Annotated in this window: 12 protein-coding genes; 3 read left to right on the top strand and 9 right to left on the bottom strand. The window is 67.8% G+C overall.

The window, feature by feature from the left end; genetic code table 11:
- Positions 1 to 24: 24 nt before the first annotated feature.
- The 3 genes from ACCD06_RS17670 to ACCD06_RS17660 all read left to right on the top strand — a co-directional run bounded on the left by ACCD06_RS17670 (position 25) and on the right by ACCD06_RS17660 (position 4,311).
- The gene (locus tag ACCD06_RS17670) at positions 25 to 2,562 is read left to right on the top strand and encodes a helicase-related protein (protein ID WP_413342143.1); all 2,538 of its coding nucleotides are present in this window, start codon (positions 25 to 27) and stop codon (positions 2,560 to 2,562) included.
- Positions 2,563 to 2,730: 168 nt separating this feature from the next.
- Complete coding sequence (locus tag ACCD06_RS17665; RefSeq protein WP_136704953.1) at positions 2,731 to 3,126, top strand: RNA-binding S4 domain-containing protein; 396 nt, start codon at positions 2,731 to 2,733, stop codon at positions 3,124 to 3,126.
- A gap of 114 nt (positions 3,127 to 3,240) precedes the next feature.
- Positions 3,241 to 4,311: a Tim44 domain-containing protein gene (locus ACCD06_RS17660; RefSeq protein ID WP_413342141.1), complete on the top strand. Its 1,071-nt coding sequence runs from the start codon at positions 3,241 to 3,243 to the stop codon at positions 4,309 to 4,311.
- Positions 4,312 to 4,407: 96 nt separating this feature from the next.
- Here the strand turns inward: ACCD06_RS17660 and ACCD06_RS17655 are convergent, their stop codons facing one another.
- The 9 genes from ACCD06_RS17655 to pip form a co-directional block, all read right to left on the bottom strand.
- Positions 4,408 to 5,460: an ABC transporter ATP-binding protein gene (locus ACCD06_RS17655; protein WP_109076032.1), complete on the bottom strand. Its 1,053-nt coding sequence runs from the start codon at positions 5,458 to 5,460 to the stop codon at positions 4,408 to 4,410.
- 19 nt (positions 5,461 to 5,479) lie between these two features.
- Positions 5,480 to 6,664 (bottom strand): extracellular solute-binding protein, encoded by a 1,185-nt coding sequence (locus ACCD06_RS17650; RefSeq protein ID WP_413342139.1) that lies wholly within the window; start codon positions 6,662 to 6,664, stop codon positions 5,480 to 5,482.
- Between the two features lie 151 nt (positions 6,665 to 6,815).
- Positions 6,816 to 7,742 carry a GGDEF domain-containing protein gene (locus ACCD06_RS17645; protein ID WP_136704950.1) on the bottom strand — a complete coding sequence of 309 codons (927 nt, stop codon included), beginning with the start codon at positions 7,740 to 7,742 and terminating at the stop codon, positions 6,816 to 6,818.
- Positions 7,743 to 7,882: 140 nt separating this feature from the next.
- A complete protein-coding gene (gene dnaA, locus ACCD06_RS17640; RefSeq protein ID WP_413342137.1) occupies positions 7,883 to 9,418 on the bottom strand; it encodes a chromosomal replication initiator protein DnaA in 1,536 nt (511 codons plus the stop codon).
- 580 nt (positions 9,419 to 9,998) lie between these two features.
- A complete protein-coding gene (gene rpsT, locus ACCD06_RS17635; RefSeq protein WP_109076035.1) occupies positions 9,999 to 10,259 on the bottom strand; it encodes a 30S ribosomal protein S20 in 261 nt (86 codons plus the stop codon).
- Positions 10,260 to 10,465: 206 nt separating this feature from the next.
- Positions 10,466 to 11,242: an enoyl-CoA hydratase gene (locus tag ACCD06_RS17630; protein ID WP_136704948.1), complete on the bottom strand. Its 777-nt coding sequence runs from the start codon at positions 11,240 to 11,242 to the stop codon at positions 10,466 to 10,468.
- 105 nt (positions 11,243 to 11,347) lie between these two features.
- Positions 11,348 to 11,779: a hypothetical protein gene (locus ACCD06_RS17625; RefSeq protein ID WP_109076037.1), complete on the bottom strand. Its 432-nt coding sequence runs from the start codon at positions 11,777 to 11,779 to the stop codon at positions 11,348 to 11,350.
- Positions 11,780 to 11,791: 12 nt separating this feature from the next.
- Positions 11,792 to 12,634, bottom strand: coding sequence for a bifunctional DNA-formamidopyrimidine glycosylase/DNA-(apurinic or apyrimidinic site) lyase (mutM, locus tag ACCD06_RS17620; protein WP_413342134.1), 843 nt, complete (start codon positions 12,632 to 12,634; stop codon positions 11,792 to 11,794).
- Between the two features lie 241 nt (positions 12,635 to 12,875).
- Positions 12,876 to 13,826 (bottom strand): prolyl aminopeptidase, encoded by a 951-nt coding sequence (gene pip, locus ACCD06_RS17615; RefSeq protein ID WP_413342132.1) that lies wholly within the window; start codon positions 13,824 to 13,826, stop codon positions 12,876 to 12,878.
- Positions 13,827 to 13,933: the final 107 nt, after the last annotated feature.

Below are 13,933 nucleotides of genomic sequence, written 5' to 3'. Positions count from 1 at the left end.
CTGCGCACCCCAAAGCTTAACTCCATGACGTCCTCTCACGCTTCGGCGGGCGGCGGTCTCGGGCGGGGGGGCCGTGTGGTCGCCGTGCTGGGGCCGACCAACACCGGCAAGACCTATCTGGCGATCGAGCGCATGCTCGGTCACCGGTCCGGCATGATCGGCTTTCCCCTGCGCCTGCTGGCGCGGGAGAATTACGACCGCATCGTCTCGATCAAGGGAAAGAATGCCGTCGCGCTGGTGACGGGGGAGGAGAAGATCCTGCCCCCCAACCCGTCCTACTGGGTCTGCACCGTCGAATCGATGCCGCTGGACCGCGCCGTTGATTTCCTGGCGGTGGACGAAATCCAGCTCTGCGCCGATCCGGAGCGCGGCCATATCTTCACCGACCGGCTGCTGAACGCCCGCGGCATGGTCGAGACAATGGTGCTGGGGTCCGATTCGATGCAGCCGATGATCCGCAGGCTGGTGCCGAAGGCAGAGTTCATCAGCCGGCCGCGTTTCTCCCAATTGACCTATTCCGGCTACAAGAAGCTGACGCGCCTGCCGCCGCGCTCGGCCGTCGTCGCCTTTTCCGCCACCGATGTCTATGCCATCGCCGAGATGATCCGGCGCCAGCGCGGCGGCACCGCCGTGGTGCTGGGCGCGCTCAGCCCGCGCACGCGCAACGCGCAGGTGGGCCTCTATCAGGCGGGCGAGGTCGATTATCTGGTGGCGACCGACGCCATCGGCATGGGGCTGAACATGGACGTCGACCATGTCGCCTTCGCCCGCATCGTCAAGTTCGACGGCTTCGCCCCGCGCCGCCTGCGCCCCGCCGAGGTGGCCCAGATCGCCGGCCGCGCCGGGCGCCACATGCGCGACGGCACCTTCGGCACCACCGACGAGGTGGGGGAACTGGACGCCGATCTGGTCACCCGCGTCGAGAACCACGAGTTCGAGACGGTCAAGACGCTGTCCTGGCGCAACAGCGACCTGCGCTTCGACACGCCGGGCTTCCTTCTGAAGTCGCTGGAGGAACGGGCGCCGATCCAGGAACTGTCCCGCGTGCGCGAGGCCGACGACCATCTGGCGCTGCAGGCGCTGGTGCGCGATCCGGAGATCATGGACCTCGCGCGCGGCCGGGATGCCGTCAAGCTGCTGTGGGAGGTCTGCCAGGTCCCCGACTTCCGCAAGGTGCTGTCGGATGCCCATACCAAGCTGCTGGCCCAGGTCTTCCGCAGCCTGCGCGGGCCGCTGCGCCGGCTGGATGACGACTGGGTGGCGAAGCAGATCGCCCGGCTCGACCGGACGGAGGGGGACATCGACGCGCTGGTCGCCCGCATCGCCCACATCCGCACCTGGACCTACATCTCCAACCGGCCGACCTGGCTGAAGGACCCGCTGCACTGGCAGGAACGCACCCGCTCCATCGAGGACCGGCTGTCCGACGCCCTGCACGAGCGGCTGACCCAGCGCTTCATCGACCGGCGGTCGGCGACGTTGGCGCGGACGCTGAAGGATGGACGGTCGCTGCTGGGCGGCGTGCGGGCCGACGGCGAGGTGGTGGTGGAGGGGCATGTCGTCGGCCGGCTGGAGGGCTTCCGCTTCGTCCCCGACGCGCCCGACCGCTCCGACGAGGCGAAGTCGCTGCTGACGGCCGCCCGGCGGGCGCTGCGCGACGAACTCGCCAAGCGGCTGCGCGCCTTCGAGGCCGAGCCGGACGACGTCTTCGCCCTGGGGCCGGACGGGGTGCTGAGCGCCGACAATTTGCCGGTGGCGCGGCTGGCGGCCGGGCCGTCGGTGCTGGCGCCGCTGGTGATGCCGTTCGACGAGGGCATGCTGGATCAGGCCCAGCGCGAGCGGGTGCGGGCGCGGCTGGACCGCTGGCTGAAGGACCACATCGCCGCCCGGCTGAAGCCGCTGTTCGCGCTGTCCGCCGCCGAGGGGCTGTCGGGCGCCGGGCGCGGGCTGGTCTTCCAACTGGTCGAGGGGCTGGGGGTGCTGCCGCGGGCGCCGGTCGCCGACATGGTGGAGCGGCTGGAGCGCGAGGACCGCAGGGCGCTGACCAAGCTGGGCGTCCGGCTGGGGGTGTCGCACCTCTATCTGACGGCGCTGGCCAAGCCGGCGGCGGTGAGTTTGCGCGGGCTGCTGTGGGCGGTGGCGCAGGGTCATCCGCTGCCGGTGCCGATCCCGCCGCCCGGCCGCGTGTCGGTGGAGGCGCCGCCTGTAAAGGAGGGTGGCGCGCCGCCGGCCTTCTGGGAGGCCATCGGCTATCCGTTGGCCGGCGGGCGGGCTCTGCGCGTCGATATGCTCGACCGGCTGGAGACGGAGCTGCTGACCGCATCCAAGGCCAATGCGCCGATCCGCGAGGTGGCGCTCGGCCAGCGCGTCGGCCTGTCGGCGGAGGAGCTGGGGGTGGTGCTGACCGGGCTGGGCTATGTGCGGATCGTCGCCGAGGATGGGGCGGTGACCTGGAAGCGGAAGAGGTCCTCCAGGCAGCAGCAGGGAAACCGGCAGCGGCGGGAGCCGCCGACGAACGAGGACCACCCGTTCGCCAAGCTGCGGCAACTGTCGGGGATGTGAGGGGGATGGCGACGGGTGCCCCATCCCCAACCCTCCCCCGCTAGCGCGGGAGAGGGTGCCTTCCGCAAAGCGGCGGCAGTCCCCTCCACCGCCAAAGGCGTGGGAGGGTTAGGGAAGGGGCATGACGACCTCACACATGACTAACGAAACCACCAAACGGAAACGCCCATGAGCAACACCGACACCGAAGACTCCACCCCCGGCCGGCTACGGATCGACAAGTGGCTTTGGTATGCGCGCTTCTTCAAGACGCGCAGCCTTGCCGCCAAGCTGTGCAACGACGGGGGCGTGCGACTGTCGGGAGCGGTGGTGACCAAGGCACATGCGGCGGTGAAGCCGGGCGACGTGCTGACCTTCGCCCAGGGACGGCACATCCGCGTCATCAAGGTGGTGGCGCTGGGAATCCGGCGCGGGCCGGCGCCGGAAGCCCAGGCGCTGTACGAGGATCTCGCCCCGCCGGTACCGGAAGAGCGCTTGCAGGACCCCTACCGCGCGCCGGGCGCCGGGCGGCCGACCAAGCGCGACCGCCGGGCGATCGATGCTCTGCAAAGTGAGACCGATTAGGCGGCCGTTCCGATTGTTGCTCGAAAAAAGTGAGACCGCCTCTTAAACGGAGGCGGGACCACCCCCATCTGGCAAAGCTGGACAACAGACCAGATGCGACAAGCGAGCACGATCATGAGCGAGAAGACCCGACCTTCGAGCCTTTCCGCCACCTCCACCGGAATGCGGGGCGCCCGCGCTGCCACGGCGGTGGCGGTTGCCCTGGTTATGGCGCTGGCCGCCGGCACCGCCGACGCCCGCGCCGGCAAGAGCAGCTCTTCGGGCAGCCGCGGCAGCCGCACGACCGAGGCGCCGGCCGCCACCTCCACCGCGCCCAACGCGGTCTCGCCGATGGAGCGCTCCGCCGCCCCGGCGGCGTCGCCGGGCATGCAGCGCCCCGGTTCCACCGCCCCGGCGGCGGCGCCCTCGCGCGGCTTCTTCGGCGGCGGCTTCATGTCGGGCCTGATGGGCGGCCTGATTGGCGCCGGCATCGGCGCGATGCTGTTCGGCGGCGGCTTCTTCGAGGGCTTGGGCAGCTTCGCCGGCATCCTGGGCTTCATCCTGCAGATCCTGCTGGTCGTCTTCCTGGTCCGGCTCGCCATGCGCTTCTTCCGCAACCGCTCGCAGACCGCCAACACCGCGGCGTCCGGCGGTCCGCTGGGCGGGAACCGGCCGGCTTATGCTGGTGGTCCGCAGGGTGGACAGATGAACCGCGACTCGGCGGATGTCGGCTATAACCCGGTTGGTGGTATGGGCGGCGGCAACGCCGGCCCGGCCCAGCGCCGTCAGGCGGCCGACGAGATCGGCATCCAGCCGGCCGACTTCGAGGCGTTCGAGCGGCTGCTCGTCACCGTCCAGACCGCCTATGGGCGCGAGGATGCCGACGCTCTGCGCGCGGCGACGACGCCGGAGATGTTCGCCTACTTCGGCGATGATCTGGCGGAGAACCGCAACCGCGGCGTGGTCAACAAGGTCAGCGACGTCCGCCTGCTGCAGGGCGATCTGGCCGAAGGCTGGCGCGAGGGGGCGCAGGAATACGCCACCGTCGCCATGCGCTTCTCGCTGATCGACGTCACGGTGGACCGCGCCAGCGGCCGGGTGATCGAGGGCAACGCCTCGCAGCCGACCGAAGCGACGGAGCTGTGGACCTTCGTCCGCCCGCGCGGCGGTCAGTGGCAGCTGTCGGCGATCCAGCAGACGCACTGACGACTCGGTCTTCCCAATGCGAAACGCCCCGGCCGATTGGCCGGGGCGTTTTCGTTTGTGCGATTCGTGCCCTCTCCCGGGACGAGAGAGGGAGTCTTATGCCGTCGGCAGCACCACCGCGTCGGCAGCCCGGAAGCCCAGCCGCACGGTTTCGCCGGGAACGAAGGCGGGCTCCTGGCCCAGATGCGGCATCTGCACGGTCAGGCCGCCGTCGAGGAAGGCGTTGACGAAGGCGCCCTCGAAGTCGCTGTGGCTGACGCGGGCGGTCAGGCTGTTGTCGCTGTCGCCGGGCGCCAGACGTTCCGGCCGGACATAGAGGGTGGCGCGGTCGCCGGGGCCAAGTCCGCGCGGGTTGCGGCCGCGCAGAGGTCCGAAGGCGGTGTCGAGGACCGCCCAGCCATCCGTCGCCTGGGTGACCGAACCCGAAAAGCGGTTCGACTCGCCAACGAAGGACGCGACGAAGGCGGTCTCCGGATGGTCGTAGATGGTCTTGCCGTCGCCCACCTGTTCCAGCACGCCGCGCGACATCACGCCGATGCGGTCGGACATGGTCAGGGCCTCGCCCTGGTCGTGGGTGATGTAGATGAAGGTGACGCCGGTGCGCTTCTGCAGCTCGCGCAGTTCGGCACGCATATGCTGGCGCAGCTTGAGGTCCAGCGCGGAGAGCGGCTCGTCGAGCAGCAGCACCGCCGGTTCCACCGCCAGGGCGCGGGCAATGGCGATGCGCTGGCGCTGGCCGCCGGACAGGTCGGTCACCCGCTTGTCCGCCGTGTCGGGCAGCGCCACCAGTTCCAGCAGTTCGCTCACCCGGCGGCGGCGAGCGGCCGACGGCACGCCGCGCACCTCCAGCCCGAAGCCGATGTTGTCCGCCACCGTCATCAGCGGGAACAGGGCCAGGTTCTGGAAGATCAGCGCGGTCGGCCGCTTGTTCGGCCCGATCCCGCGCATGTCCCGGCCGCCGATGCGGATGACGCCGTCGGTCGGCTCCATGAAGCCGGAGATCATGCGCAGGATGGTGGTCTTGCCGCAGCCCGAGGGGCCGAGGAAGCTGAAGAACTCCCCCGCCCCGATGGTCAGCGACACGTCGCGAACGGCGACGGTGTCGCCGAACCGCATGGTGACGTGGTCGAGTTGGACGTCTTGGCTCATGGCCTCTTCTGTCTGCGGGTCACGCCGCCAGGAAGCGGTCCTGGTACTCGTTGCGGATCGAGACGTACCACGCCTCCTGGATCGGCCACCACCACAGCTTCTGCAGCGCGTCGCCCGGATAGGCATCAGCGAAGAACTGCTTGTTCAGGTCGGTCAGGTGGGCCTCGGCGCCGACCGCGGTGCTGGAGATGCCGGAATGGTTGGTGTAGAGCGCGCCGGCCTGGGGCGTGTAGAACCAGTTGATCCAGGCATAGGCGTTCTCCAGATTCTCCGCTTTCTTCGGGATGGCGAAGCCTTCCATCCAGGCCAGCGCCCCTTCCTTCGGCGCGATGAAGCGGATCGGCAGCCCTTCCTTGCGCAGAGCCACCGCGCTGCTGTCCCAGGTCTGGCCGATGACGCAGCCGTTGGTGCGGAAGGCGCCCTGGGCCTCGTTCTCGTTGGTCCAGAACTGGGCGACCGACTTCTTGTTGGCGGCGGCCACCTTCAGGATGGCGTCGAAGTTGGCGCGCGCCTTCGCCTCGTCCTTGAACTGGTCGCGGACGGGGTGCGGCAGCTTGCCCTGGCTTTCCAGCCACAGCGCGATGCCGATCAGCGCCGAATGGCCGCGCACCGTCACCTTGCCGGCATTGGCCGGCGCCCACAGGTCGCCGTAGCTGGCGGTGCCGTAGGTCAGCGGCGCCTTCTTCATGTCGTAGGCCAGCGCCTCCGTCCCCCAGTCGGCCGGGGCGAAATAGCGCTTGCCGCCGACGACGCCGCCCATGCCGGCGGAACCCTCGACCGACGACTTCAGGCAGCCGTCCCACTTCACCTTCGATTCGTCGATCGGCTGCACCAGTTCGTATTCGACGTAGTTGGGCACGCGGTCGACGGTGGGGTGGATGATGTCGAAGCCGGCACCGCCGGTGGCCTTCAGCTGGTTCAGCAGTTCGTCGTTGGTGCCGTATTCGGTCAGGGTCGCCTTGACGCCGGTCTTCTTCTCGAAATCGGCCAGCATGTCCGGGCTGATGTAGCCGGCCCAGGAGAAGATCTTCACCGAACCCGACGCCGCGCGGCCCTCGCGCAGGATGAAGGGGCCGACCGAGGCGACACCGGCGGCGACGGCAGCGCTCTGCAGCAGCAGGCGGCGGGTGAAGCTCTTGGCGGCGCGCTGGGTCTCGGCGCTGGACCGCTGGGACTCGGTCTGGGCGTGATCCATCTTGGACATGACGTCCGGTCTCCCTGGCTCTTGAATGGCGTTTTGTCAGGTTCCCGCGGCGGCGGCTTCGCGCAGCCCCGTTTAAGGCGGAAAGTGTGCCTGAGACAAAAGCCGTCCGTCCATGGGGGAAGATGAAGCTCCGCCAAACTTCATAGAGCCGTCACATCACGTAGAAGCGTGCCTTCACCGTCACGCCTTCGGCGCCGCGCAGGACGGTGCGGTTGCGGCCGCTGCGCTTGGCGAAATAGAGCGCCTCGTCGGCCTGGGCCATCAGGTCGTTGACCGAGTCGGTGTCCTGGTCCAGGCACATGCCGATGCTGACGGTAAAGCCGAAGCTGGACCCGCTGCCGGTCTCCACCATCAACTCCGCGGTGGAGCGGCGGATCGCCTCCACCCGTACCAGCGCCGCATCCAGGTCGGCGGCGGGCAGGCACAGGCAGAACTCCTCCCCGCCCAGCCGGCCGAGGAAGCCGCCGTCGGGCAACTGGGCGGCGCAATGGTCGGCGAAGCGCTTCAGCGCCAAATCGCCGTTGCTGTGGCCATGGGTGTCGTTGATCGTCTTGAAATGGTCGATGTCGAACATCGCCACCGCCAGCGGCGAGCCGGTCTCCTTCGCGGCGCGGTAGGCCTGTTCCAGCCGCTCCATGAAATAACGGCGGTTCAGCACGCCGGTCAGGTAATCGGTGTGCAGCATCTCCACCATCACCCGGTGCATGCGGGTGATGCGCTCTCCGGCGCGGACGCGGGCGCGCAGCATCGACAGGTCGATCGGCTTGGCCAGGAACTCGTCGGCGCCGGAATCGAAGGCCTCGATCCGCCGGGCCGTTTCGGTGTCGCCCGTCATCAGGATGGTGAAGGTGCGGTGCTGGTCGTCCTCCGCCCGGACATGCCAGCACAGCTCCAGCCCGGTCATCACCGGCATTTCCAGATCGGTGATGAGGATGTGGATGTCGTGGCTGCGGTAGAGCGACAGCGCCTGCGCCCCATCCTCCGCAAGCAACACACGGTAACCGTTGCTTTCCAGATCTGTCCGGATCAGGTCGCGAAAGAAATTGGAATCATCGACGACAAGAATATTCGTTTCCACCACAACACCCACGCCGTCCGCAAAGATTCCGTGCGCGCGGACCTTAGCAAACTTCCCGTCGCGAGGGGATAGCGGCGTGGCGACACGTCGCGGTTGCTTTGGCGATAAATCGGGCGATTAATTCGCGGACCGAACGAACCTCAGCTTTCGAGCATCCGCCGCAGCAGTTCGACATCCTCGGCGAAGGACGGATCGGTGGCGCGCAACTCGTCCACCTTCTTCACCGCATGCATGACCGTGGTGTGGTCGCGGCCGCCGAACTTGCGGCCGATCTCCGGCAGGGAGCGGGCGGTCAGCTGCTTGGCCAGATACATGGCAATCTGGCGCGGGCGGGCCACCGCGCGGGCGCGGCGGGCGGAATGCATGTCGGCGACGCGGATGTTGTAATGCTCGGCCACCCGCTTCTGGATCTCGTCGATGGTGACGCGGCGGTCATTGGCGCGCAGCAGATCGTGCAGCACCTCCTGCGTCGTCTCCAGCGAGATGGAACGGCCGACCAGCTCGGCATGGGCGACGATGCGGTTCAGCGCCCCTTCCAGTTCGCGCACGTTCGACGTGATCTTGTGGGCGAGGAACTCCAGCACCTTCAGCGGGATGCTGGCCTGGAGCGCGTCGGCCTTGGCCTGGAGGATGCCCAGCCGCAGCTCGTAGGTGGTCGGGTGGATGTCGGCCACCAGCCCCCAGCCGAGGCGGGAGCGCAGCCGCTCCTCCATGCCTTCCAGGTCGGACGGGCTCTTGTCGGCGGAGATGATGACCTGCCGGTTCTGGTCGACCAGCGCGTTGAAGGTGTGGAAGAACTCCTCCTGCGTGGAGTCCTTGCCGCTGATGAACTGAACGTCGTCGATCATCAGCACGTCGACCGAGCGGAACTGCTGCTTGAAGGCCATCGTGTCCTTGAAGCGCAACGCCCGGATGAACTGGTACATGAACTTCTCGGCCGACAGGTACAGCACCTTGCGGTTCGGGTCGTTCTTGCGGATCTGCCAGGCCAGCGCGTGCATCAGGTGGGTCTTGCCCAAGCCCACCCCGCCATAGAGGAACAGCGGGTTGAAGGTCACGGTGGTGGCGTCGGCGACGCGGCGGGCGGCGGCATGGGCCAGCTCGTTCGGCTTGCCGACGACGAAATTCTCGAAGGTGAATCGCGGATCTAACGCCGCCGACAGGTCGGAGCGGTCCTCCAGAATCGCGGGGACGGCGTTCGGCGATTCGTCCGACGCCCCGCCATAGGAGGCGGAGGTGTAGACGGTCGACGGCGCCGGTTCGGCAGAGGACGGCGGCAGCGGACGGGGAGCCGGGCGGGAATCGGCGGCACGCGATTCGAAGCCACGCTGGGGCGGAGCGGCGCGACCATCGTCGCGGCCCCCATCACGGCCATCATCACGGTCGTCGTTGTCGGCGACCAGCGCCGCCGGCGGGTTGGTGGAGGCGACGATGACGTCGATCGACTGGACTTCCGGATTCTCGCCGGACCAGAGGGCGCGGATGCGGTCGGCATAGTGGGTCAGCACCCAGTCGCGCATGAAGCGCGTGGGCACGACGATGCACACCTCGCCGCCGACCAGGCTGGCGACGGACAGCGGCTGAAGCCAGCTCCGGTAGGCGATCTCGCCCACCTCTTCCTTCAGGCGTCCGCGAATGCGCGCCCACTGCTGATCCAACGACACGCCGACCGACATGCTCCCTTACTCCCGCTCCTTCCGCCGGCCGGCCCCACCGCCGTGGCGGCGCGGGATCACCCCGCAACCGGCCCCAAATCCGGTTCTGCAACCGGAATAGCCGCCCGTCTGGTCCAGCCCGGAAGACTCCGGGCAAGGATAACCCCGAACGGAACACCATACCCAAAAAAGCACGCGCAAGAGTCGACGGGATCGTAAATCCCGCCCCAAGCACGACAGCTTGTAAGTAAAAGAAGATCGTGCGAACGACCGGGACTCAACAAGCCCTGATCCGGCGTAAGACCTTCAGTATTTCACTGCTGTGTTCAACCGGACACAGAGTGTTGCATCACCCTTATTCGCCCGGCCGAATGGATCAAAAGTCTAACGAGGCTGCGGAAATCTGGCAATGGGACAGATGGCGAACGGCCCAAAAAGATAAAAACGTTCGCTTTGACCACAAGACCGATCCCGAATCTCATACGCGACCGTAAGAACAATCTAAGACAATTGTCGAGCATCCGCATATTTACTTTAAACGCAAAAAGCCGCGCCCCGAGTCACGGGCGCGGCTTTTTGAAAGCAGCGGATGAAGACTCGATCAGAGAGCCTTGATCGCAGCCGACAGACGCGACAGCTTGCGCGACACGGTGTTCTTGTGCAGCACGCCCTTGGACACGCCGCGCATCATTTCCGGCTGAGCGGACTTGAACGCCTCGGCGGCGGCGGACTTGTCGCCGCTCTGGATCGCGCCCTCGACCTTCTTCACGAAGGAACGGATGCGGCTGATGCGGGCACGGTTGACTTCCGTGCGACGCTCGGTCTGACGAATGCGCTTTTCAGCGGACTTATGATTGGCCATGGAAACCCTACTCCGAACGACACGGCTGTCGTGATGCGAGCGCGCCTTATACGCGGCAGCGCACCCCGAGTCAAGGCGTGGTCGCCCGTTGATTTTGACTAATCGTAGCTAAACGACATCTTGATGGGATCTGGTCCGTCCCCCGCAAGATGCAGGGGACGGATCAGCAGGCAGAGTCAACGCCGGGTTGGCGCTGTGTCGGCGACTCAGCGATTCTTCCAGCCGGGCTGGCGCTTCTCGGCGAAGGCCGCCATGCCTTCCTTCTGGTCTTCGGTGGCGAAGGTCGAATGGAACAGGCGGCGTTCGAAGCGGATGCCCTCGGCCAGGGTCGATTCATAGGCGACGTTGACCGCCTCCTTCGCCATGGCGATGACCGGCTGCGACAGCGAGGCGATCTTGGTGGCGACCTTCACCGCCTCCTCGACCAGTTCGGCGGCCGGGACGATGCGGGAGACGAGGCCGCAGCGCTCGGCCTCGGCGGCGTCGATCATGCGGCCGGTCAGGACCATCTCCATCGCCTTGGACTTGCCGACGAAGCGGGTCAGGCGCTGGGTGCCGCCGGCGCCGGGGATGGTGCCGATGGTGACCTCCGGCTGGCCGAACTTGGCGGTGTCGGCGGCCAGGATGAAGTCGGCCATCATCGCCAACTCGCAGCCACCGCCCAGCGCGAAGCCGGCGACCGCGGCGATGGTCGGCTTGCGGCACTTGGCCAGCCGCTCCCACTTCGCGGTGATGAAGTTGGAGTTGTAGACATCCATATAAGAGAAGCCGGCCATCTCCTTGATGTCGGCGCCGGCGGCGAAGGCGCGCTCCGACCCGGTGACGACGATGGCGCCGATGGCGGAATCGGCCTCGAAGGCGTCCAGCGCCTGGCCCAGCTCGGTCACCAGCTGATCGCACAGCGCGTTCAGCGCCTTCGGACGGTTCAGCGTGATCAGGCCGACCGGGCCGCGGGTCTCGACGAGGATGGTTTCATAGGACATGGCTGCAGCACTCTCCCGATGGGGCGAGCCCGGTTGCCTCCGGGACTCGTGGTTGTTGAGATGTTCGATCCTGAACCGGCGCGAGTATGGCGGGTGTCCCCGCGATCAGCGCGGCGTCAAAGTGAAGCGGACGGCGGTCGCGACCTGCCGGCCGGCTGGTTTGGGGAACTCCAGCCGCAATTCCTCACCCTCGCGGACGAAGACGCGGTCGGCGGTCCGGCGCCAGCCAAGCTGCGGCAGGGTCTGGTCGTAGAAGGCCAGCACCGCCTGACGCGGCACCTCGCCCGACAGCACGGCCTGGACGATCCGCCCGCCCGGCTTGTCGAAGACCAGCGGTTCCGATTCGGCGGTCGCCAGCCCGGGCATCACCGGAACGTCGGTGAAGCCGGGGACGAACGGCCCGGACTCGGCAAAAGCCGGTGGGGCCGCTTGAGCCGGAGGAATGGGAACGAGGAAGCTCCCCAGGCCCGCGACCGCGGGGCCGGCAAGGAGGAAAGCGGCGGACGCCGCCCGGAGCATGGCCGGTAGAGCCGTCATGCCCCAGCTATATCACCGTTGGCGCGCCGCACAAAAGAAAGTCGAGCGGCCTGACTGTACAATCCGCTGAACGCCCCCCGTCCGGGCACGGTCGCAGTCGCAATCGGGGCAACCCTCCCCCTCCCGGTCGTAGACGGCGAACTGGTGCTGGAAATAGCCCAGCTCCCCCGACGCCTGCCGGTAGTCGCGCAAGGAGGAGCCGCCGGCGGCGATCGCGCGCTCCAGCACCTCGCGCACCGCGCTGGCGAGCCGGTCGACCTCCGCGGCCGTCAGGCTGGCGGCGGTGCGGGTCGGCAGGATGCCGGACTGGTACAGCGCCTCCGACACATAGATGTTGCCGAGCCCGGCGACGATGCTCTGGTCGAGCAGGGCAGCCTTGATCGGGGTGATCTTGCCGGCCAGCCGGCGGGCCAGTTCGGGACCGGAGAACTCGTTGCCCAGCGGCTCCGGTCCCAGGTTGCGCAGCATCGGGTGGTCGCCCAGCGCGTCGGCCACCGTCAGGTCCATCAACCCGAAGCGGCGGGCGTCGTTGAAGGTGACGACGGTCCCGGTATCGGTCTCGAACACCACATGGTCGTGCTTGTCGAAGGACTCGGGCCGTTCCGGCGCGATGATCATGCGGCCGGACATGCCGAGATGGGCGATCAGCACGCCGCCGTCATCCAGATGCATCAGGATGTATTTGGCCCGCCGCCGCACCGACTCGACGCGCCGGCCGGTCAGCCGCTCGCAGAAGCGCGGCGGAAAGGGGGTGCGCAGGTTGGGCCGCCGCTGCTCCACACGGACCAGCCGCCGGCCTTCGAGATGCGGAGCAAGGCCCCGGCACACCGTCTCGACTTCGGGAAGTTCAGGCATCGGTAGAGTGTGGGGTGGGTGGGGGACGGGTGCAAGGGCGCGAGGCGGTCGGCGGGACGGGAGGTTCGGGAGTTGCGGGCAAGATGAACACGGATGTCACGGATTGCAGCACGGATTTCACGGATGTGGCGTTCCGAAGCAGCTGCTGTCGGGTCTGGCCGGCGCACCGCCACGCTCAAGAAAAATCCGTGACATCCGTGTCAATCTTGTCCTCCGATCCAGCGTCTCCCCGAAACTCCCGTCACCGATACTCCTTGAAGCGCTCCGTCGCCTGGATCAGGGCGGCGCGGATGCCGGGTTCCATGGCGGAGTGGCCGGCGTCGGGGACGATGCGGTAGTCGGCTTCCGGCCAGGCGCGGTGCAGCGCGTCGGCGGAGATCACCGGGCAGACGATGTCGTAGCGGCCCTGGACGATCACCCCCGGCAGATGGCGGATGCGGGAGACGTCGCGCAGGAGCTTGTCCTCCGGCGTGAAGCGGTTGGAGCGGAAATAATGCGCCTCGATCCGCGCCAGCCCCAGGGCGTGGCGGTCCTCGCCGCTGGCCGCAATCAGGTCGGGCGACGGCAGCAGGGAGGAGCAACTGCCCTCATAGATGCTCCACACCCGCGCCGCGGCCATGCGCACCATCGGGTCGGCCGAATCGAGCCGCTTCCAGTAGGCCTCCAGCAGATCGTCGCGCTCGTCCTCCGGGATATGGCCGGCAAAGGCGGCCCAGGCCTCGGGGAAGAGGATGCGCATGGAATAGAGGAACCAGTCGATCTCCGCCTTCCGCATCAGGAAGATGCCGCGCAGGATCAGGCCCAGGCAGCGGTCGGGATGGGTCTGGGCATAGGCCAGCGCCAGCGTCGAACCCCAGGAGCCGCCGAACAGGTGCCAGCGCTCGATGCCCAGATGCCGGCGCAGGGTCTCGATGTCCTCGACCAGCCGTTCGGTGGTGTTCTCGCGCGTTTCGCCCAGCGGCGTGGAACGGCCGGCACCGCGCTGGTCCATCACGACGATGCGGTAATGGGCGGGGTCGAAGAAGCGGCGGTGGGTGGGCGAGGCGCCGGCCCCCGGCCCGCCATGCAGGAACATCACCGGCACGCCGCGCGGGTTGCCCGCCTGCTCCCAATAGACCGTGTGGATCCCGTCGACGGCGAGGGTGCCGGTCTGGAACGGGTCGATGGGCGGATAGAAGTCGCTGCGGGGCATGGCCATGCATCCAGTGGTCCGGGCCACAAGTGTAGAGGAGCCACCGGGGCTTGCGCCAGCGCGACGAAGTCGCGAAACGACAAAGGCCGCCCGGAGGCGGCCTTGCG

This window comes from Azospirillum sp. CT11-132 (assembly GCF_047302835.1).
GTDB lineage: Bacteria > Pseudomonadota > Alphaproteobacteria > Azospirillales > Azospirillaceae > Azospirillum.
The sequence above is the reverse complement of the archived record's forward strand: the minus strand, read 5'-3'. Positions and strand labels throughout refer to the sequence as shown.